Origin of the sequence: Arsenicibacter rosenii (assembly GCF_001870735.1) — a bacterium.
Taxonomy (GTDB): Bacteria; Bacteroidota; Bacteroidia; order Cytophagales; family Spirosomataceae; genus Arsenicibacter; species Arsenicibacter rosenii.
The window spans coordinates 14,223-36,329 of sequence record NZ_MORL01000013.1 but is presented as its reverse complement, the minus strand read 5'-3'; the positions used below and the strand labels follow the sequence as shown (position 1 = coordinate 36,329).

Genomic DNA, 22,107 nt, shown 5'->3' with positions numbered 1-22,107 from the left:
GCAAGGATTAGAAGGTTACATTAACACCAACGGTATGAAGCCGGTAGAACGGATAACGGGTAATGCCCGATTCGCTGTTGGCACGGCCGACGCTCCGGGTGGCTTCCGGATCCCAGCCATCACGAATGTGTGAAGCTTCCCAGATGTCGTTGCCCGAGTAGTAAACCCGCAGCCGGTCGATACCTGCCTTCTGGCTGATCACCGCCGGAATGGTGTAGCCCACGACCAGATTTTTCAGCCGGATATAGGCTCCGTTCTCAACCGACCAGTCCGAAATCTGGTAATTATAGTTGTTGTAGGTAGTCGCATTCTGACCCGCCGACAGCACCGGGTAATAGGCATCCGTATTGGACGGCGTCCAGGTGTTGCCCCACCAGAAGTTGGTTTGTGCCTGGAAAATCGAACCAAACGGCACTTTCCAGTTGCCTTCGCGGAAAATCGTCCGTTGACCGACACCCTGGAAGATGGCCGTCAGGTCAAATCCTTTCCAGGTCAGGCCCGCATTGATGGCAAACGTATAGCGCGGATCGTCGCGGCCCAGGAATTTCAGATCGCCGGGGACCGTAAGCTTGCCGTCGCCGTTCAGGTCGCGGTACATGTTGTCGCCCAGCCGGACGCCCGGGAGAGTCCCGGTTGTGATCGGCATGCTGATGTTGTTGCCGGTCGCCAGCGGGCGGTAAGCAGCCAGTTGCTCTTGTGTCTGGATTCGTCCGGCATATTCGAGGCCGAAATACGAGCCGATCGGATACCCTTCAACAGTACCATTGAAGCCCTGGGCGATGATGTTTGTCCCGCCGTAGCTTACCAGTACGTTTTTATTGTCGGTCAGGCTACCCCCGATGCGGTACCCCAGTGCACCGATTTTATCCTGCCAGTTGAGGGTGAGCTCCCATCCCCATGTTTTCAGGTGGCCGATGTTGGCGTTCGGAGCCGTTGCGCCCAGCACGGCCGGATTCGCCTGCGCAATGAGCATGTTGCGGTTGTGCTTGATAAAATAATCGAAGCTGCCCGACAGCCGCCGGTCAAGTACCGAAAAATCAAGACCGCCGTTTGTTGTTTCGATACGCTCCCAGGTACGGTTCAGGCTGACCAGTGTTCCGGTTGGGGTGACATACACAACCGGGCTGCTGCCGATAATCGGGAAACCCGAGCTGGTGGCACCACCGGTAGCACTCACATTGAGCAACTGAATGTAATCGTACAGACCAATACCGCTCTGGTTACCGACCGTGCCATACGAACCCCGCAGCTTCAGTTCGTTCAGAAACGAAACATCCTGCAGGAATCGTTCCTGCGATAAACGCCAGCCGCCCGAGAAACCGTAGAAAAGCTTCCAGCGGTTGGCCTGACTGAATTTAGACGAGCCATCGTAACGGGCATTCGCTTCGAGCAGGTACTTCTGTTTGTAGGCATAATTCAGACGGCCGAAATACGAACCGATGGCGTAATGGCTCTGACTTTCCGTGACACTTTTAGTCGTATTATCACCAATGCCGAGGTTCAGCGATGGCACATTATCGTTAGCGATATAGGTCGTACGGCCCTGATACGCATTGAGTTCGTCCCGCTCGTAGTTGATGCCGGCAGTTGCCTGCACGTCGTGGTCGACCGCAAACGTTTTGGCGTAATCGAGATACGCATTCAGGTTAAAATACGAGTCTTTGATCAGGCGGCGCTGATAATACGTATTTGGCCGGGTCGGGTTGTCGGCGGCCTGAATGGTGCCGGTATAGTTGTACCACGAGATCGCTTTCTGCTGTTCCTTAATGTCGGTAGCGGCCCAGTTATAGCCGGCTGTTCCGATGAGTTTCAGGTTTTTGGTAAACTCATAGGTGCCTTTAAAGTTGGTAAACACCCGGTTGTTGTATTCCTTGTTTTCGCCGCCAAGTTCGGCCTGCCAGTTCGGGCTGTACTGCGTTCCCCAGGCATAGGGTTTTCCGTCGATAGTCGATACCGGAAAGCCGGGCTGCTGGTACTGGCCCATCACGGCCCCGATCAGCGTAGGCTGAATAATGTCGTTTTTCTCCAGGGAGATGTTGGTTTCGAGCTTAAACCGGTTGGTAAACTGGTAATCGTGGGTCAGGCGGATGTTGTAGCGGGAGTTTGAGTTCTGGCCCCATTTCAACAGGCTGCCATCGTTCAGATAGCCCAGCGACACGCGGTAGCCGGCTTTTTCGCTCCGGCCCGACACACTCAGGTTGTGCTGCGTTGAGGTTGCTTTGCCCCACAGCAGATCCACCCAGTTGGTATTGAAAAAAGTAAGGTCCTTAACGTCTCCGAAGCCGGGATTAAGCGGGTTGGCCGAAGGGGTAGCCGGCTGGCCGTTATAAACGGTCAGGTCAATGTAGCCCGAAGCCGGCGGATTTACCTGCAACTGACCCAGGCGATACCAGAGGTTAGTGCTCGGTGGGGTTCCGTAAAAGTCGTTTGTCAGCGCGTCGACCAGGCCCTGGCCGAATTGCTGTACGTTCAGCAGGTGAGGTTGCAGACCAATGTTTTTCTGGGATACCGACCCGTCATACTGGATCTGTACTTTTCCTGCTTTGGCCCGTTTGGTCGTTACCAGCACCACACCACCCGCAGCGCGGGCCCCGTAAATGGCGGCCGACGCGTCTTTCAGAAACGACATGTTATCAATATCGTTCGGGTTAATGGAGTTCAACGCATTCAGGCTGTTGAGGGGAACACCATCAACCAGAACGAGGGGTTCGGTACCGTTGGTCGACGTGGCTCCCCGGATCTGAAAGTTCCAGCTGGCGCGGCCCGGAGCAGCCGACGAACGGGTAACGACAACGCCCGGTACCTGGCCCTGCAGCGCCGATAACGGGTTATCGACCACACCACGGTCGTTGAAGGTTTTGGCGTCGATGGTGGCAACCGCACCGGTGAGCGTCGCTTTTTTCTGAGTGCCATACCCGACGACAACCACCTCGTTCAGGTTTTTGGTATCTGCCGACAGAGTGACGTTGAGTTGGGTCTGGCTACCGACGGTGAGCTCTTTGGTGACATACCCGACAAACGAAAAAATGAGAACTGCACCCTGATCCGGGAGCGTCAGGGTATATTTACCGGCCGCATCGGTGGTTGTGCCGCGTGTGGTCCCTTTGATGCTTACCGACACCCCCGGCAACGCCACGTTCTGATCGTCATAGACCGTCCCGGTTAGTGTCCGGTCGGCGGGAGCCGGTGCTGCCATTGCCTCTTTATGATCACCGGCGCGCGGCGCGGGCTGGGGCGGTGCATTCCGGAGAATAATCTGAGAGCCAACCACTTCATAGGTCAGGTCGAGCGGCGAAAGCAACGAGTTCAGCACGGAAGAAAGGGGTTGTCCCTGTGCCGAAAGGTTTACTTTCCGGTCGGCACGTATCAGTTGCGGACTGTAGATAAACCGTACTGAAGCCAGCCGGCCAATTTGCCTGATGGCCTGTTCGACGCGCTGGTTTTCAATGGTAATCGAAATCGGCCGGTTCAACACTTCCTGTCCGTTACCGTCATAGGCCAGGACAAACGTTGAGCACCAGACGAACAGCAGAATCTGGTAAAAAGTCATGCGCATGATTTTTCGGAAAATCACCCTTGGTTCTGTATATGTACCCATAAAAATATTGAACGGATCTAAAGTTTTAGCAAAAAGATTCCCTTACCCGGCCAGGCGGGCTCCGAAACCAACTGAAAGAAGTAGAGAGGTTAACCAAAAAAGGACTTATGCCGGTAACGACTGCCTGCCTGTGAAGTGATAATGTGTCAGCGACTAGCGGTTTCTGTGCATAGAAGTACAGGTTTAGAAAACGGGTATTTATTTGGCCTGTCGACAGCCTTTACTGTAAATAACAATCTGGGCATCAATAACCTCGAAGCGGGAGTCGGTGGCGCGGCAGATCAGATCCAGCCGGTCAAAGAAACTCTCGTTGCTGAATTCGGCGGTTAGTTCGCAGCCGGACAGCAGATCCGCATCATAATTAATCATGATGCCATAGGTCGATTCGAGTTTTTTAAAGATACTGACCACCGGCGTCCGGTCGAAAAACATCGCTTTAACGGCCGCTTCCTCTGCGGCTGCTACCGGCTTCAGAACGGGGACCGGGTCGCTGACGAGGGTGCGCTTCAACTGTTTGTCTTCAAGCGTTACCTGCTGGTTCGGGGTCAGGATGACCGCCGGATTTTCCGTGTCAATTGCCCCCGGCTGATTGCCTGGCCCGGTCGTAAAAACTGATACTTTGCCCGTCCGGACAATTACCCGGGCGGCTTTATCCCCTTCGTAGGCACGAACCGTAAAACTGGTACCCAGCACCTTGGTGGTCAGCCGGTTTGTGTAGACCAGAAACGGATGCTTTGGCCGGCGGACGATGTCAAAAAAGGCTTCTCCTACCAGAAAAACGCTGCGTTCCTGCGGACCAAACATGGCCGGGAAGCTGATACGGCTTCCTTTTTTCAGGGTTACCTGACTGCCGTCGGGTAGTTGGACCTGTTTGGGCGCTTCCTCGTCATTGGTCACTTCTTTAACCCCGCCTGCCTGTTGTGCAGCCATTTGCTTAAAACCCGCTACCGGTGACCGTGCATCGGTTCCGTACCAGTAAAACCAGCCTCCCAGACCGGCAATCAGGGTAACGGTTGCGGCTACACGCAGCCACATGCCGGAGCGGTTCGGACGGACAGCCACCTCCTCAACCGGCGATTGCTCCCTGGCGATCCGGATCCGGCTTAGTTCAGTGTTGAACTCGTCGTCGGTCAACTCATCGTGTGCGCGGTGCATGTTGATCACAAACTGCCTTGCCGCCAGGACGAGGTCGAGCTTGTCGGGGTTAGCCTGTAACCAGCTGCTCCAGAACTCACGGTCGGCAGGCGGGTCTGTCAGGGCCCAGTTCCGGAACCGCTCGTCCTGAACGAAGTCATCAAACGTATAATGGATATAATCAGGCATGTTTTAGTCTGCAACGGCCTCTTTACCTTGAAATAGATCACTTGCCGGGGGTAATACTCTCCAACACGAATTTTTTTGTGATTTTTTTAGAAAAGCCAGCGGCCGCGTATACTGGCAGGACAAAAATGCGTCAGGAAAGGCCGGAATCAAAACCGTATAGGCCAGAAAGGGGAGCCTAATCCAACAGAAACCCCGACCTGGCACCAGATCGGGGTTTTATATGAAAAAAATTAATTTGATGTGCTGATCAACTGTTAGCAGCAGCCGATCAGCCCGAAGCCTCCCCGAAGGTGGAGGCGTTTGCTTCGCACTCAACTCATATCACACTATGAAGAGAGCGAAACAGAACCAGTGAGGAGCACAATTCCTGAAGTGGCTCAAAACGTATCAGCTATTGATACAAACAATCTTTGGCGCGATACGTACTGGCTTTGCGATGTTGATCGAGTGGTATCGACATCCGTAAACCAGCCGTTAAAGGTGCTCCACTCCTGCGAAGAGTGGGGCATTCTTTAGCGGGTTCACTACAAAAAAGACGTCTTCTGAGGTTTGTCCAAGCACTTAGATATGAAGTTTTGTTAATTGAAAATCCGGGAGGGCAGGCAGGTGCGGAGCTGCATCATTGCGCGGTACAGAAAGTTAGCGACGGTCTGCTTCTCCACATTCATGACCCGGGCAATGTCATCGTTCGACAGGCCCTGATAGAACTTAAGAAATACCACTTCCTGCTGCCGTTTCGGCAACTGATCAACGGCTTTCCGAAGACTTTGCTCGGTTTCGGCCGTTTCTTCGCTCATTATCCAGTCCAGCTCGGCCGTGTATTCATCCGTAACCGGGGTTTCCGGTTCAATGCCGTTTTCGAGCGATGAGCGCCAGTCCTGTTCTTTCTTAAGCTTGCGGAACAGGTTGTTCCGTAAGGCCTTGATCAGGTAAATGGTTACGTAAGGAGTCTCGACAACGGCTTTGCGGCGGTTCCAGAGTTCAAGGAAAAGATCCTGCAGGCAGTCTTTGATCAGATCACGGTCTTTCGTAAACCGGATAGCATAGTTAAACAGCAGCCGGTAGCGGGCCTGGGTAAGCTGATCAAATGCTTTTTCATCACCTTGCTTAAAACGCGACCACAACTGCGCCATCAGCACTTCATCCGCGGGAATGGACGTTGAGGATTCCATACTTGAAAAAGTCAAAAGTTAGTTCGTACAGGTACCTGTAAAAACAAGGAGGAGTAAACCTCCTTGTCTGTGTGTTATATAGGTATAATGCAATTTCAGGGTATAATTCCCCAGACGTAGTGATTCGGGCAATAACCGTGTCTGGAGGTGATTCCTGAATATGTTATACTAATATACTAGTCAAGTACAATTTGTCAACGGCTATCCGGGTCTATGAAGGGGTAATCGGTGAATTAATTCTCTGCAAACGTTTGCGGTAACGTTTGCAGAGAGCTACATTTACGGTAAATCATTAAATTTTTTCCAGTACAATTTTCACTTGAAGATGACAGGCTGGGCTGTGATCAGGCGTTGCGCAGACCGGAAATATTGGATTAGTGATAATTGACGGACAGCTGACCACTATGAAAAACTCACCGGTAACCATTAAAGACATTGCCCGTTCATTAAACATTTCGATCTCAACGGTTTCAAGGGCATTACGAGGCATGCCGGAGATACATCCGGAGACGCGGAATGCGGTAATGAAACTGGCGGAGGAGCTGGATTACCAGCCAAACCAGCTGGCCAAAAATCTGGTGAAAAGCCGGACCAAAACAATCGGGGTTGTTTTTCCGAACCTGAGTTACCACTATTTTTCGGCCATGCTCAACAGCATCGAAGAATCGGCGATGCAGGCCGGATACAGCGTGCTGGTTACCCAAACCAACGAATCGTATGTGCGGGAAACGGTCTGTATCGAAAACCTGTTGCGTAGCCGGGTCGAAGGGCTGATTATCTCCCTCTCCCGTGATACGGTACATCTGGACCATGTCGAAAAACTCATGAAGCGGGAAATACCCGTTGTGCTGGTTGACCGGACCGCCGAAAGCCTGGCCACGACGCGGGTCATTGTCGATAATCAGGCCGCGGCGTTTAAAGCTACCGAACACCTTATTAAGCAGGGTTGTCAACGGATCGGGTTTCTGGCGGGCCCCGCCCGGCTGGTGCTGAGCCGGCAGCGGATCGACGGGTATCTGAAGGCGGCAGCCCAATACGGGGTGGTGGCCGGTGAGCAGTATATCCGTAACTGTGATTACACCAGCGAAAACACCATTGTACAAACCTTATCGCTGATGAGCCTGCCTCAGCCACCCGACGGGGTGGTGGCAATCAGTGACCGCATTGCCTACCCGGCATTGTATGCGATGCAGCAGAAGGGGCTTTCGGTACCGGCCGATGTGGCTATGGTCAGTTTTAATAACGAGCCGGTTTCCGCTTTTTTTTCGCCGACGTTAAGTAGTATCAGCCAGCCGATTGCCGAGATGGCCCGGGAAACGGTGCGGCTGCTGGTGCATCAGATAGAAAACCCGGATGAAGGCGTTCGGGCAGAGACAATTGTCTTCGACACGCAGCTGATCATCCGGGAATCTTCGTTGCGGAATGGTGTGGTATAACCCTACAGTGTTGCCAGAACCGGCTTCCCGGCGCGCAGCTTTTTCAGGCGGAGCAGCGCTTCAAGGTAGTAATAGTCAGCATAGTTGATTGAGGCGTCGACTTCGCTGTTGTTGGGTTTATGGCCCGTGCTGTGCAGCAGAAACGCGTCGTTTACCGAACGGCTCTGGTAGTGTGCCGATGACAGACGCTCCAGCATCTGTTCGGCGCGGGTCCGGTAGTGTTTTGCCCTGGTTTTGTCCTGAACGAGCGTCGACAGTTCCAGCAGGGCCGATGCGGTGACGGCAGCGGCTGAGGCATCTTTCGGGGCATTCGGGATATCCGGGGCCTGAAAATCCCAGTAGGGAATCAGGTCAGCCGGCAGGCGTTCGAGGTAGACATCCGTTACCTTTTGGGCAAAATTCAGAAAAACAGGATCTTTGGTTTCGCGGTAAGTCATGGTATAGCCGTAGATCGCCCAGCTCTGACCGCGTGCCCACATCGTATGGTCGGCATAGCCCTGATGGGTAACCCCTTTGATTTTCCGGCCCGTTTCGCGGTCATACACCACTACGTGATACGAAGTGTAATCGGGCCTGAAATGGTTTTTCATTGTAGTGGCTGCATGCGAAACCGCCATGTCATACAACCGTTTGCCTCCCCCGTTTTTCGATGCCCAGAATAAGAGCTCCAGATTAATCATGTTGTCCATGATGGTGTTATGCTGCGGCCATTCCATGTTCGGCACCGAACGCGGCCATGACAGAATGGTTCCAACCTTCGGGTTAAAGAGCGTGGCCAGGGTATCTGCCGAAGCCAGTAACAACTGTTTGTATGCCGGATTGCGGGTCAGCCGGAGTCCGTTGCCGAAACTACAGTACATCTGAAAACCAATGTCGTGATCAATGGCTTTCTGGCGGGCCAGCGGTGCTAATTCGCGGGAAAACGAATCGGCTTTGGCTCTCCATTTTGCGTCTTTGGTGAATTCATAGAGGTACCACAGAGTACCTGGCCAGAAGCCGCTTGTCCAGTCGGTGTACCTGATATAATTCCAGTTGGTTTTACCCGGCAGAATGTTGCGGGGCAGGTTCGGCGGGGTTTCGGGCAGGGAGGCCACCGTTTTCGTCGCCTGCCCGACGCAGTAGTTCAGCTGTGCATCAACGTTCAGAGACGGAGGAGCGATAAACGCGCTCAGGGCAAGGCCACCGGCCAATATCGTTCGTTTCATGAGTTTATTTTTTTTCAGGGGTCAGCCAGATCGCCTGACCACCTTTAGGGAGAAGTGTGAGGTCCAGGGTTTGCCCGGCCTTCACCCGACGGGTGGTGACACGGACCTGCGTTTTAGTCTGAACAGCCGGATCATCGGCGTATATATGGGCTGTAAACGTCCGGCCTTCCGGCAGAAAATGGAGCGGCAGTTTCAGCGCGCGTCCGTCGTTGTTGGTAATCGTTCCCACAAACCAGTCGTCTCCGCTCCGCCGGGCAATGGTCACGTACTCGCCGATGGCGTCGTGAATCACTTTCGTATCGTCCCACACGGTGGGTACGTTGGCAAAAAACTCAATTTCCGGTTCCCCGTTATACTGGGATGGTTTGTCGTACCAGAAGACGGATTGTAGCGGACTGTAAGAGATGACGTTCATGGCCAGCTGATGCGCATGGGTGGTTTTCAGTCGTTTGTCGTAATAGCAGATGGTATAATCACCGGCGCCGGCAATGTAGCGGGTAAAAGGCAGAATGGTATTGTGGGTGGCGTCCGGAAACTCTTCATTGCCCCGGATACCTTCCTGCGTCATTACGTTCGGGTACGTGCGGCTGGTACCGGTGGGCCGGTACTCGTCATGTATGTTAACCATCAGCTGATTTTCCAGAGCCTTCCGTTTCGCTTCTGTCAGCCAGGTTATCCAGCGGTGAGAGCCCACCTCGACGAATCCGAATTTCACCCCCTTGACGCCCCATTTTTTGTAGAGCGGGAAAATATCGTCCATCTGTTTGTAGAGGGCCTGTAGGTTGACATACAGGATTATGCCTACGTTTTTCGAGTTGCCGTAAGCAATTATACCGGGCATATCAATGGGAGCGACTACCTGCCGCGCGTCGGAATTGAAAGAAAAGGCCGGGCCATACCACTTCCAGTCGAACAGGATGTATTGCAGGTTGTGGGCCGCCGCGAAGTCGATGCAGGCTTTAGCGCCTTCGGTCGTCAGCGTTACTTCGCGCATCAGTTTGCCGGGCTTAATCCAGCCGGTATTGGCGACGGTAGCGGGCGGATTGAGATTCAGCAGGATGTCGTTGTTTTCGAGTAGTTGTCCCGGCCGTTCGGCAACCATAATTACGCGCCACGGCGTACCGACATCCGACATCAGGTCCACGCTTTCGTAGAGCGACGTAACGACCGTGTTAGGCTTTGTCGTCGACAGACTGAACTTCGTCAGGGCATAGTCGGTCAGTTCGGCTTCGGCCAGGCTGGCGAAGAGTCCGTTGGGGAGCGACAGCGTTAAGGGCCTTTCGGCCGTTTCGGGCCAGTTGGCCAGCGGCAGGGTCTGGTAGGGGCCCTGCGCCCAGGCCGTATGCCAGGCGCTGGTGTTTTCGGGCAGGGTGAATTCGCTGTTTTCGGCCATCACGCGGTAATACAGGCCTTTGGACTGTTCCGGAAAAAAGTAGCGGAAGGCTACACCGGCGTTGTAGGCGCGGAAAATGATGGTGAGTTCGTAATCAGGGCTGTCTTCTTTCGTAAACTGAACCGCTACCTGATTATACTGATCGCGTATCTGATTACGCTCGCCGTAAACGGGTTTCCAGGTTGTGTCTTTTGACGTCCGGACAATGTTTTTCAGGACCAGATTGTCGCACCAGCCTGCGCCCAGCGAGCCGGGGGGCGAGGTAACTTTATGGGCCATGGCGTGTTCAAACACGTGGTTATCGACCTGAACGCCGAGGCCGGATTCCAGAATGACCGCCTTTTTTCCGTAGTTCACATGGTAGGAGAGACGGCGTTTGCCGGGGCTGATTTCCTGCTGGGTGAAGGTTAGTTCCAGCTTTCCGTCCGGTGATTGTAGCTGCACAACCGGCAGGGATGATTGTTGGCCAAAAGTAGCGGAGACCGCCAGCAGCCAGCCGAAAAGCATCCCGCAGGTCCGGATGCCGGTAAAGAACAGATATGGTTTCTGGCGCATAAGCTTAGTGTTGTTCATCAAGTTCAATAAGGAGCAGGTTATCCGTATCATAGCGGGGGGAAGCCGGTTTCCGGTTAACGGTAAGGGAGCTGATTTTCTCAAACCCGAGGGAGGCCTGTATATAGGGCTGCCCCTGTAGCTGCACATCCAGGTTGTTGCCGGTACGGGCGGCATACATGAAGGTCTTGGATAAGGAACTCAGGAGCGGTTTGCCATTATGGCGCAGGTAACTCCCGTTACTGACGAAAAAGGAGGTTAGCTTCGCGGGATCATTGCGGTCGGCACCGGCCGGATAGGTTAACGCACACAGATACGCGTCTGTTTCCCAGCCAGTGGGCGAACCGTTCAGCATCAGGTGCGAATTGCGGTGCATCAGGCGGCCGTCGGCCAGGAGGTTGATATACAGTTCGGTCACCTGACCGTTCTGGGTAATCCGGACACCGAGGTAGTTTATCCCTTCCACTTTTTCGATTACCGGCAGGTTTGTGCGGCCGGCCGCCCCGCTGGCGCCCGAAGACCCGGTAAACGTCTGCACCGCCTTGTTCTGACCGTCAAGCAGCAGGATTGCATTGACGAGCTTGGTCCGGTCGGTTTTTTCGGGCGGCGACAAGACCAGATACGGAATCTGCACGTTGGTCGTCCGGTCTTTCAGGCCGTATTCCGTCCGGTACTTCATCTTCTCCGGGAAGTCATGCGGATATCCCAGCGGCAAGGTCTCGGGGTATAACGGCCGGAACAGAATGGCCGCACTATCAGTACTGATCTCAATATCGGGGCCCTTTTTATCGGCTTTACCGGCGTAGTGCAGCAAAAAATCCAGTTTACCACTCTCGTAGGTTTTCACATCATCGATGATCAGAATAACCTGCCCGATCCATACGAAATTGCGGTAATTGCGCAGGAAGTTGCGGGAAGTCGGGCCCGAGGCGTCGGCGAGAATGTATTTCAGCGGACCGCCATCAATCAGGTTGTATAAGTGGCCGGGGTGCTTAACGGCGTTGTACTGATCAGTCGGGATCTGCGCCTCTCCGTTGAACGTCAGGATATTGTGTGCGCGGCTGGTGACGAAATAGCTGCTGTATTCCGGATTGCCGTACCCGACGTCCCCGCCGTCGATGAGCAGGTACTGGCCCTTATGGTATAGTACAAACGAATTGGCATCGGCATGGGCATGGTTCCAGGTATAACCGCTTTTGATGCCCAGGAGCGTGGCGTCGGGTTGCCACGAATTACGGAGCATGGCCCAGCCCATGGCGGGGTACAGCGCGGAGGGGGGAAGCGAAGGCTGCGGTGGCGCCGGCCGGTTTTCGGGCTGATAGAGCAGGCCCATGGGCGTCTGCACGCTCATGTCTTCCCGGAACGGGTTGCGGGCAGTATGCTGCAGATACCAGTAATAATCGTCTTTGCCCAGGCCTAGCGCAATCAACAGTTTGGCGGGCCGGTCGCCGTTGGCAAAATCGTTGCTGTCGCCAAAATTCAGGGAAAGGATGGGTTGACCGGCCGGGCGCGGATATGCCGCCTGGATAAACCAGTCGACCGTTTTTTGCAGTAGCGGATCATAGGGCATTGAAACAGGGCCGAGGGCATTGGTGTATGCAAGCCGGAAAAGCAGGTACTCCGACACACCATAGTTGGCATAACTGATGCTTTCGTAAAAGCCGCCCGCTGCGTCGAAGTTGGCCGGTTTGTTTTCGAGTACGCTCCCCGCAAAGGCAAACCACTGGCGGCTGTCCTGCATAATGCCGGTAGCCAGCTGACGGGCTTGCGGGAGCTCATGCATGACTGCCAGCGACGCAATCCCTGCCTCAAAAACGATAGCGGCCCACCAGTTGTGCCCCATGTTATTGAGCGACTGGATGCGTTTATCTTTCGAGATCCAATCGGCCACAGAGGGGTCAATGCCCAGTTTGTAGATATTGCCGGCAATAGTCTTGCGCTCACCGGCCGACAAGGTCTGATAGATTGCATCGTAGGTGACAGAAGCCGACCAGTTGTTGTGGCTGGTGGCCAGACCGGCATTCCAGCGCGGAGTACGGTCGTCCATACCATCCCAGAATGGCCGGTTGGTCAGATCGGTGAGCAAGGTTTTGGCTCGTTCGGCGTAGCGGGCATCACCAGTCATGGTATAGGCAAAGGCCAGCTGTTCCATGTTGCCGCCTTTGGGGGCTGATACCCATTGGTCGCAGCGCTGACGGATGGCCTGCCAGCGGTTGGCCAGCAGGGTATCGGTTTTTATCCGGACTTTGAGCCGGTCGGTGCGTTGCGGGGTATAGACCAGATAGGGGTGGGCTTTCTGCGCCACAGCAGTGAAGGCCGGCAGCAGGGCCAGCAGGCCGGCCGACAGGGCGATTCGTTTTATCTGTTTATACAGGATATTAGTCCGGTTCATGTATATGGGAAAAACTTAATTCAGGAAAAAGGATTGCTCGACGGGCCGGGCAGACTGTACTTTATTACCGGTACTGCGGCCGTATTGCCAGGCGACAACCGTTACCTTAACTGGTTTTTTGCTGCGTGGCGGCACAGGCGTAAAGACGATCCGGTTGCCATTGATGACTGCCGGGCCTGCTTTGACATAGTAAGACACCGGCAGGCCGGCGTCTGAGGTGGCATGTAAGTCTACCGTCCTGGTGCCGGGGCGTTGGTTGGCTGGTGCCGGAAACGTAATCGTTTGCGGGCGTCCAGCCTTGTTGCTGACCGGAAACCGGAGATTGGCCTGTTGTACTATGCTTTTGAAAGACTGATCGCCCTCGTTGCGGGCAATCAGCCAGATATCATCCGATCGTTTCGGATTATTGAATCCCATGCGGTAAAAGCTGATCTGAAAGGTTGTATCATTTAACTTCCGGACGGGCCCGCAAATGCGGTCAATGCGGACCGGCGTCGTTGCGTGCGCTATAGCCGGCCGGATGCGTGAGGTGTCGGTGAAAGCACTGCGGAGGTGAAACGTAATGCCGTCGGCCAGTGGCTGGAAAGTCAACTGGTAATTGGCATGTGTTTTTACCGGTTTCACAAACTGCCCGTTCCGGATATAACCGAGGTGTTGAGCCTGTTTGCTGCGTGCCTGGCGGTAAATGGCTTCGGTCGCATCGGCCATTTCCCGGTCAAAACACCACGTAGCGGTCTGCCGGTTACCCGTGTAGGTGGCGTAAGGCGCGGCCGGTGCTGTCGGAAGACTGTCTTTCTGCCAGCGGTCCATCAGCCAGCCCCGGCGCGGATCAATCGGTTTGAGCACCACGGTATCCCGTTGGCCGGATGTGTTCGGAAGCCGGTAAGCGGCGGCTTTCCGGATGTATAAGGCCAGAAACCGGACCAGCGTATCCAGGCTGTCAAAATGCCCGTGTCCGGCATCGGCCAGCAGGCTAAACGGCGTAGCCGGATGAGCAGCCACATACGTAAAAGCAGGGGTCAGCCGGTCGTCCCACCATTCATATTCGCCCATGACCATCAGGCCCGGCACGCCGTCGATGGTGCGGGTACCCCAGTCCGGAGCAGGTTTGCCATTACCGGTCAGCCGGGTTTGGGGCGCATCCCCTTTCAGAGAGATGGCGGCGAGAGTCCGGCCCGGAAGCCATGCCGCAAAATTCCACGGATAGCTGGCTGCCGCAGAATGACCAACCGGCACAACCGGTGCAATGGCTAACTCCCGGTAACCCGACACGTCGGCCAGCCGGTTGAGCATTGCCGCAAAATGGGCTCCGGCTCCCGGATTGCCAGGCGTCGGACGCCAGTCGAAGGTAAAGTCAATGGCCGGAGTGACCCAGACGATGGCAAAGCCCAGTTTCGCCATGCTTTTCCGGAAATCGGGATGCTCAAAAACACCTTCCTCAAGCATATTATGCTGCCCCACAACGATGCCGCGCACGTAGCGGCAATGATCCGGAATCCATAAAAACGCCTGTGGCGATTCATTGGTCTCGGGCGAGATCAGCGTGTTTACCGGTGCCGACCATTGCCAGACCTGCGCCTGCAACGGACTAAGCAGGCCAACCCATAGTCCGGAAAAAAAAGCCAGTATTTTTGGTAAGAACATACCCGAATAGGATTAAGTACAGTTGTCTGGGACGTCCGTCGGCGACTATTTCAGCGTCCAGTACATGATGTATCGTTGGCGGTGAACCTTGTAATACGGTTCCAGTTCAATGCGAATTTGGCTATCGGCCGGGGTTGTCTCAAACGTAAGGGGTTTCCCCGCTACCGGCTTTATCTGCTCCAGCGTGTTTTGGGCCGGTAACACCTGCGGAATCCCTGCGGGAATCGTATAGTCATATCCGTAATACTGGTAAGGATCTGCCGGATCATGGAACGGTGCGGTTCCCTGCATATTGGCTGTTCCGGCTTTCCCCGCCAGTAAAACAGGCCCGTAGGCAATGGCTGCTACATCCGGATTGTCATTAGCCGGCACCCGCCGCAGCGTCATCGGGCAGGTAAGTTCCAGTTGATCGCCGGGTTTCCAGGTCCGTTCGAGAACGATGTAGCTGCCGGGTTGCTGGCTGACCTTTACCGGTTTGCCGTTGACGGTAAGGGTTACCCCGGCAGTTGCCCATGAAGGGTAACGCAGGTAAAGCGGCATGGCAACCGGTTTATCCGTAAGGACGCTGAGCCGGGTGGTTGCTTCTTCCGGGAAACGGGTTTCCTGTACCAGTTTTACCCCTTTTTCGCGCCAGTTCACTTCCGAGGGGATGAACAGATTGACGAAAATGCCCTTGTGATCGTGGTAATAGATCGCTTCGCCGAATTTGGAATGGCTCTCAAAGCCGGAGCCGACACAACACCAGAACGACTGATCGGGTGTACTGTAGAGCCGGTAAGCGCCGGGTTTCATGGGGGTAAAGTAGCAGACCATGCCGGAAGCCGGATCCTGCTGCCCCAGGATGTGATTATACAGCGCCTGTTCATAATACCCGGCATACCGCTCTTCCGGAGTCCAGGTGAACAAATGGCGGGTTAGCTTGAGCATGTTGTAGGTGTTGCAGGTTTCGCCGGTGTTTCCGGTGAGATGCTCCGAAATTTTGTCGGGTTCAAAAAAGTGTTCTTTGTCGCTGTTGCCGCCATGGGCGTAGGTGTGATGATTGACAACTGTATGCCAGAAGAAGGTCGCGGCCTTACGGGCTTTTTCATTGCCGGTCAGTTCATAATCCCGTGCTTCGCCGACGAGTTTGGGGATGAAGGTATTCGCATGGGCTTTGTTGAGGTTATCAATGCCGGCTTCCAGGGGTTCCAGAGCGGCTTTGTGGTAAAAGAGCCGCGCCAGTTTCAGATGGTCAGGGTTGCCGGTGATGGCATAGAGGTTAAAGAACGCATCATTCATCCCGCCGAACTCATTCCGCAGCATTTTCTGAAGCTGCTCGTCGGTAAGCGGCGAAAGCTTTTTGTAGGCCCAGGCAGCCATTTTGGTTACGATGTCGAGGGCTTTCCGGTTATCGGCATAGGTATATTGATCCGTAAGCCCGGCGAAGAGTTTGTGCATCGTATACCAGGGAGCCCAGACCGAGGTAGCCGCAATGTTCCGGTCGATGTATTGCTGCGGGTAGGCACTCAGGTAACCATCCTGATTGAGTGTCTGCTGGACCTCTGCCAGACCATTGACGAGGCTATCGCCCTTTCGTTTAAACGCGTCGTTGCCGGTCGATGCATATTGTAACGCCAGCCCTGAGAGCAGGTGGCCGATGCTGTGGCCGCGCAGCTCCATGTCCAGACCTTCCCAGCCACCCAGTGGTTCCGGCATTTTGGTGGGGCTGCCGGGTTTAGGGGTGTTCATACCGGCATTTACCTTGAAACTGTGCATCAGACGGTCGACGGGCAGTGACAGCAGCCATTGACCTTCACGCTCCATATTCTCCCGGAACGGGCCTTTGGTGATGCGGACATCCTGCAGGTTAAAACTGAATGCGCTGACCGGTACTTTCAGCGCAACGCTCATTTTGTCGGTTGACTGCCCCGGGTACTGGGCTATGGCCGGTAACGAAACAGGAGTCAGCGACAAGAAGGTCAGGCAGAAAAAACAATACCGTTTCAGGGGATAAGTATGCATCGTCATGTACTAAACGTTTACACCGCAGGGGCTTCTAAACAGAAATAGTCAGCAGCCGGACAGGCATACTCCCGAAACGGGATTGCAGAGAAAGAACAGGACGGAAAAATGAGTGAGACGGGCGGAAAAAGCAGGAATATGCCATCGGCGCAAGACCGTCATGTACGCATACTTTCCCGTGTGTATATTCTACACTTATGTGTAAAAATTACCTGTTTACCGGCAGAATGAACCAGGCTTTTAATGGTAGTGCCTTGGTATACAGTATACTAACCCATGGGGTCTTGACTGGCATGCTGTTCGCTAGATAAAGCGGGGATTACTCCTTTCAATATCTTATCACAAATTTTCGGGACAACATGGAAACAAATCAGTATTACTCAACGAAACAGGCAAATGGTCAATTCAGCTACATAAAACGAATCTCATGGAGTGCCGTACTGGCAGGGGTGCTGGTTGCACTGGTCTGTCAGATGTTGCTTTCGCTCCTTGGGATCGGGATCGGTCTAAGCACCATTGATCCGGTAACGGAACAGAATCCAACCGCCGGCCTGGGCATCGGCAGCGCGGTCTGGTACATCGTCAGCAGTCTGGTGTCTTTATTTGCCGGTGGCTGGATCGCCGGCCGGTTGTCTGGTTCAGCCCGGTTATTCGACGGAACGATTCACGGTGTACTTACCTGGTGTCTGGCGACCTTACTGACCATTTATTTTCTGACCACAACAATCGGCAGCCTGATTGGCGGAGCTACACGGTTAGTGGGAGGTGTCGTCCGGACGGCTGGTTCAGCCGTTGCGGTAGCCGCCCCCGGCATCGGGAAGGCTGTTGAAGGGCAACTGAAAGAAAACGGAATTGATCTCCGGAACCTTGACCTCGGCGACCTGAAACGTGAAGCAAACCAGTTGCTACGGCAAACCGGCGATGCTAACCTGAACCCGAACACACTGGAGCGCAAAGCCGGACAAGCCGGCTACATGGCTGAATCCGCCGCAGCGCGTGCGGCCGGGAACCCACAGGCCGCCGATGATATTGCGGAAGGGTTGTTTGACCGGCTGTTCCGGCAGGGGCAGGCTACGGTAAACAGCGTAGACCGGGAGGATGCCGTGAATGTGGTTATGAAACGAACCGGAAAAAGCCGGGCTGAGTCAGAACAGATTGTCGACAACTGGATCGGTGCTTACAAGCAGGCGGTTGTAAAGGTCGAACAAGCCCGGCAGGATGCTGAACGTAACGCCCGGCAGGCGGCAGATGCAACCGCTTCGGCGGCGGCTAAGGCGGCAATTTTCGGCTTCTTCGGTTTGCTGATCGGCGTCGTTGCTGCCGGCTTTGGGGCACGGATGGGAGCGGGTTCAAACGACACGGTCTTTGTAGCGGGTCGTCAAGCGGGAGCTGCGCTTTAGCCGGCTGTTCTTACTGGTAAACACCGGAAACGCGGCGATAACAGGTTCTGGCAACCTGTTATCGCCGCGTTTCCGGTATAGATGGCCTTATGATCAGAAAACCGGCTAAAGACCGGGTGCACGATGGTGTTAAGGATTCAAACGCAGGGTGGCCGCCTGTGAGAACAAGATTTTGCCGCCGGCAAGTACGATGTTCCCGGCAGTACCCGCGATAAGTGGCGGTATGGTAACCGTATGATTAACCGTAACCTTTTCGCCCTTTGCCGGTACTCTGAGACAGGACCAGATGGCAGGGTCGCTCCACAAACCGTCTTTAATGGTGTACATGGACGAACAGGCCGGCGTAAGCGTTCTGAACGTGGCTATACCGATAAATCCTGACACCTGTGAGTCAGTACAGACAGATTGCAACTGCCATTCGTATAGAGTTGACGGGGTAAGATTGGTTAGTGTATAGCTGACAGACGTAATTCCGGTAACAGTCGACCATTCGTCTGCGGAATCATACCGGCGCCAGCGGATATCATACCGGATGCCCGTACCGGCATTTGACCAGATCAGGGTTGCTGTCGTTAACTCCGGTGTAACCGCCAGATAGGTAGGGAAACGGCAGGTACTTAGCGTACGATCCCTAAACGCTTCATTTGCGGGCGGGGCGGAAACTGAAAGCGGGTGCGTACTGGCTGAAAACAGAAGGTTCCGAAGATATGATCCGGTTATACCTGCGCTGACAGAACCGGAGTTATAGAAAAAACACATAATGAACGCATGGATTGCACACATTCTCATGGCTAAAATGTAACTGTATATTTAATAAAGAATAAGTAAAATTCGTCTGATCTGGCAAAAAAAATAAATCGTTCGGAATTAAATTAATCCAGATTGGCTGTTATGCTGAATTTTATCTAATCCATTACTATTCAATACGATAAAGCGGATAAAAAAGAGGAGTTTCTTGTTTTTTTTAAAAATATTTCCGGCAGAGGGAATCTTTTTTGTATCAAAATGATTAATTTAGCATGTCAGTGATCTGATCACTGATTTAAATGGTGTGGATATAGCGGAAAGACTACTACTTTTTAAGGGTAGTCTTTTTTGTTTTATATACATCCAGAAGCATTATTTCATCAGAAAATAAAGATTTTTGCTGAACCGGAGAAATGCCGGAAAGAGAGCAGGGTACTAAAACGGTAGTATCCTGCTCTCTTTTTTGGGATATAGGGGATTATTCGACGGCAACCAGTTCTTTCTTCTTTAAAAACGTCTGTGCTTGTTTTTTCTTCTCCGGCAGCCGGATGATGTGCAGTACATGGAGCAGTTTCATGATCTGATACGACGGGTCGAGTTCAAACCAGCGGTAAGCGAAGTTGGCACGGTTACCGTAAGTATGGTGGTTATTGTGGAACCCTTCCCCCATCATGAAGATGTCGACCGGCATCAGGTTTTTAGACGTATCGTTGACCTTAAACGTGGTATAGCCGATTTTGTGGGCAAACCAGTTGATGATTGCTCCGTGAATAGGCGACATCAGGTAGTGGAAAGGCAACAGCAGGAACCATACCCACGACGGGGCGAAATAGATGTAAAACAGGGTATAGAGCGTTCCCCAGGCAAGACGGGTGAACCTATTGGACGCAAAATCATCGAAGGCACGCCAGTCCGGAACATTGGTTGTGAATTTCGGGTCAACGGTCATGGTACGGTTACGGATAGCTGAGTAAAAGCGGGCCGTTTTAATCATCATATCGAAAATGCCGGAGCTGAACATCGGCGAATGCGGGTCTTTTTCGGTGTCGGCAAAGGCATGGTGCATGCGGTGCATAACCCCGTAGGCATAGGCGCTGAGGTAGTTGGAGCCCTGAAAAATAAACGTCAGGACAAAAAAGGTTTTTTCCCAGCCTTTCGACATAGTAAAGGCCTGATGGGAAGCGTAGCGGTGTAAAAAGACGGTCTGGAAAAACAGAGAGCCGTACCAGTGTAGCAGAAAGAAGATCAGAATAGCGGTCATACTTTGTTCTTTTTTTGACAAAGATTCGGCCCGCTGGCGCCGATACCGTGGAAAAAACGACCATTGGCTGTTTCCGGCAGACGACCGGTCGTTTTTTCAGACCGAATCGCAGCAGAATTTGTTCTCAGGGCCTGCAAACAACCGGGGGAAGTTCCTGAAATCCTGTCTGAGGGATAATGCTGTTAAGAAGGAGCGTCAGGAATTTACCCAGTCTTTGAAGGCCTGAACACGGTCGCGGCTGACAAAGACTTCTTCGTCGTCGGCCGGGAGCAGATCGAGCTTCAGCCGGCCATTAAAATGCGGATGGATTTTCTGGATGCTGTCAATCGATACAAGCCGGTTTCGGCTGATACGGGCAAAAAGGCGCGGGTCAACCTGCTCCTGGACCTCGTCCAGGGAGGTGTCAATGATGAACTTCTGCCCGTCGGACGTAACCAGAAAGGTTAGTTTCTGATCGCTTCTGAAATAAGCCACATCCTGCATTTTGACAAACGTCATGGCATTCCCTTTCTTGACCAGAAACCGTTCTTTGGGTTTCGCCTGACCGGGAGCCGTAAGCGGACCGGCCTCAAGCGATTTTTTCAGCAGTCTCAGTTCCTGATTTTCAAATTTTTTCAAGGCTGCCCTGAGTTCCGTGCTATCGATAGGTTTGAGCAGGTAGTCAATACTGTTTTGCTTGAAGGCCTGAATGGCGTATTGGTCATAAGCGGTGGTATAAATAATCGGGGCATCGATGGCAATTTCGTTGAAAAGGGCAAAACTTTCCTTGTCTTCCAGCCGGATGTCTGAGAAGATCAGGTCTGGCTCCGGATTGCTTCTGAACCAGATGAGCGCTTTGGCAACGGAGGGCAATACCGCCAGTATCTCGATGGCCGGATTGATCTGGAGCAGCAAATGGCGGAGCTTTTCGGCCGAGAAAAATTCATCTTCAATGATTAGCACTTTCATACGATTCACGTAAAAGCGGAAGGCCGACCCGAAACCGCTGCCTGTCTTCCTGGATTACTATCGGACGGTCTGTTACAAAGGCATACCGCGCCTGCAGGTTATTCAGGCCGATTTGTGGTGACCGTTCGGGCGACTCCTTTTTGTTAAGGCTGTTTTCGACCCACAGCAAATCGTCCTGCAGGTAAATTGTCAGTGTCAGCGGGTGTTCGTCGGAAATAAAATTATGCTTCACCGCATTTTCCACCAACAATTGGAGCGACAGCGGAAGGACGAACCGATCGGGCAGGGGTTCCTGAATGGAGATGGTGATTTTGTTGTAGAACCGCACATTCAGCAAAAAACAATAAGCCTGTACCACGCTGATTTCTTCCTGTAACCGGACCTGCCGTTCCTCATTATGGTCGAGCAGATAGCGGTATACCTGCGCCAGCTTCGTGATATAAAGATCTGCCAGGGCCGGATCTTTGTAAACAACACCGCTGAGTACGCTCAGAGAATTAAACAAAAAATGCGGGTCCAGTTGTTTTTTCAGCCCTTCCAGCCTGGCCACCAGATTTTCCTGCCGCAGCCGTTCCTGCTCAACGAGCGACAGTTTCCATTGGTTAAACAGAAAGGCACCTTCGTTGAAAGCGATGAAGAGCAGCGCCAGCAAAAACGAGACAAAGTTATTCTGAATCACGATGCCGGCCGTTATGACCACCGACGATACCAGCTTGCTGTGGGTAACGATGCCCGTAATCAGTGCCAGCGACGAAAACAGAAAGATCCCCAGAATTTCGAAGACCAGGTGTTTGGCAATACTTTTTTCCCATGGAAAGAAATAGAGGGTGAGGGCCTGAATGAATTTACTGCCTTCCCAGATAACATAGCTGGTAACGGTTGCGACCAGGATGGACAGATAATGGGCGGTTGTGCCGAATTCGGTGGGGATAAAAAACGTCGGGACAACGATGCCGAACGACAGGGCACCCAGCAGGGCGGTCCATTTAACCCGGAAGCGATATGTGAATGAAGCCGGCAAATTAAAGCATGTGG

The 22,107-nt window shown here is 53.4% G+C and carries 14 protein-coding genes; 2 read left to right on the top strand and 12 right to left on the bottom strand.

Annotation, left to right across the window (positions count from 1 at the left end; all coding sequences use genetic code 11):
• Positions 1-7: 7 nt before the first annotated feature.
• The 3 genes from BLX24_RS20185 to BLX24_RS20175 all read right to left on the bottom strand — a co-directional run bounded on the left by BLX24_RS20185 (position 8) and on the right by BLX24_RS20175 (position 6,093).
• The gene (locus tag BLX24_RS20185; RefSeq protein WP_083422082.1) at positions 8-3,598 is read right to left on the bottom strand and encodes a SusC/RagA family TonB-linked outer membrane protein; all 3,591 of its coding nucleotides are present in this window, start codon (positions 3,596-3,598) and stop codon (positions 8-10) included.
• 198 nt (positions 3,599-3,796) lie between these two features.
• Complete coding sequence (locus tag BLX24_RS20180) at positions 3,797-4,921, bottom strand: FecR family protein (protein WP_071505010.1); 1,125 nt, start codon at positions 4,919-4,921, stop codon at positions 3,797-3,799.
• Between the two features lie 578 nt (positions 4,922-5,499).
• Positions 5,500-6,093, bottom strand: a complete 594-nt coding sequence (locus tag BLX24_RS20175; protein WP_071505009.1) for an RNA polymerase sigma factor — start codon at positions 6,091-6,093, stop codon at positions 5,500-5,502.
• A gap of 404 nt (positions 6,094-6,497) precedes the next feature.
• On the opposite strand from BLX24_RS20175, the gene BLX24_RS20170 reads away from it, so the two are divergent.
• A complete protein-coding gene (locus BLX24_RS20170; RefSeq protein ID WP_071505008.1) occupies positions 6,498-7,529 on the top strand; it encodes a LacI family DNA-binding transcriptional regulator in 1,032 nt (343 codons plus the stop codon).
• Positions 7,530-7,531: 2 nt separating this feature from the next.
• On the opposite strand, the gene BLX24_RS20165 is transcribed toward BLX24_RS20170, so the two are convergent.
• Genes BLX24_RS20165 through BLX24_RS20145 form a run of 5 tightly spaced genes read right to left on the bottom strand, consistent with a single transcriptional unit; the run spans position 7,532 to position 16,716 of the window.
• Complete coding sequence (locus BLX24_RS20165; RefSeq protein ID WP_071505007.1) at positions 7,532-8,734, bottom strand: glycoside hydrolase family 88 protein; 1,203 nt, start codon at positions 8,732-8,734, stop codon at positions 7,532-7,534.
• A 4-nt stretch (positions 8,735-8,738) separates the two neighbouring features.
• Positions 8,739-10,682 carry a glycoside hydrolase family 97 protein gene (locus BLX24_RS20160; RefSeq protein ID WP_229201855.1) on the bottom strand — a complete coding sequence of 648 codons (1,944 nt, stop codon included), beginning with the start codon at positions 10,680-10,682 and terminating at the stop codon, positions 8,739-8,741.
• Positions 10,683-10,686: 4 nt separating this feature from the next.
• The gene (locus tag BLX24_RS20155; protein WP_071505006.1) at positions 10,687-13,071 is read right to left on the bottom strand and encodes a heparinase II/III domain-containing protein; all 2,385 of its coding nucleotides are present in this window, start codon (positions 13,069-13,071) and stop codon (positions 10,687-10,689) included.
• Positions 13,072-13,086: 15 nt separating this feature from the next.
• Positions 13,087-14,715 (bottom strand): hypothetical protein, encoded by a 1,629-nt coding sequence (locus tag BLX24_RS20150; protein WP_071505005.1) that lies wholly within the window; start codon positions 14,713-14,715, stop codon positions 13,087-13,089.
• A gap of 45 nt (positions 14,716-14,760) precedes the next feature.
• Positions 14,761-16,716 (bottom strand): glycoside hydrolase family 127 protein, encoded by a 1,956-nt coding sequence (locus BLX24_RS20145; protein ID WP_083422089.1) that lies wholly within the window; start codon positions 16,714-16,716, stop codon positions 14,761-14,763.
• Between the two features lie 359 nt (positions 16,717-17,075).
• On the opposite strand from BLX24_RS20145, the gene BLX24_RS20140 reads away from it, so the two are divergent.
• The gene (locus BLX24_RS20140; protein WP_071505004.1) at positions 17,076-18,116 is read left to right on the top strand and encodes a YrzE family protein; all 1,041 of its coding nucleotides are present in this window, start codon (positions 17,076-17,078) and stop codon (positions 18,114-18,116) included.
• Between the two features lie 129 nt (positions 18,117-18,245).
• Here BLX24_RS20140 and BLX24_RS20135 read toward each other — a convergent pair whose 3' ends face one another.
• The 4 genes from BLX24_RS20135 to BLX24_RS20120 form a co-directional block, all read right to left on the bottom strand.
• On the bottom strand, positions 18,246-18,875 hold the full coding sequence (locus BLX24_RS20135; protein ID WP_071505003.1) for a fibronectin type III domain-containing protein: 630 nt from the start codon (positions 18,873-18,875) through the stop codon (positions 18,246-18,248).
• A 466-nt stretch (positions 18,876-19,341) separates the two neighbouring features.
• Positions 19,342-20,124 (bottom strand): acyl-CoA desaturase, encoded by a 783-nt coding sequence (locus BLX24_RS20130; protein ID WP_071505002.1) that lies wholly within the window; start codon positions 20,122-20,124, stop codon positions 19,342-19,344.
• 195 nt (positions 20,125-20,319) lie between these two features.
• Positions 20,320-21,072 carry a LytR/AlgR family response regulator transcription factor gene (locus tag BLX24_RS20125; protein WP_071505001.1) on the bottom strand — a complete coding sequence of 251 codons (753 nt, stop codon included), beginning with the start codon at positions 21,070-21,072 and terminating at the stop codon, positions 20,320-20,322.
• Positions 21,053-22,093, bottom strand: a complete 1,041-nt coding sequence (locus BLX24_RS20120; RefSeq protein ID WP_177225879.1) for a sensor histidine kinase — start codon at positions 22,091-22,093, stop codon at positions 21,053-21,055. The genes BLX24_RS20125 and BLX24_RS20120 overlap by 20 nt, the downstream gene beginning before the upstream one ends.
• Positions 22,094-22,107: the final 14 nt, after the last annotated feature.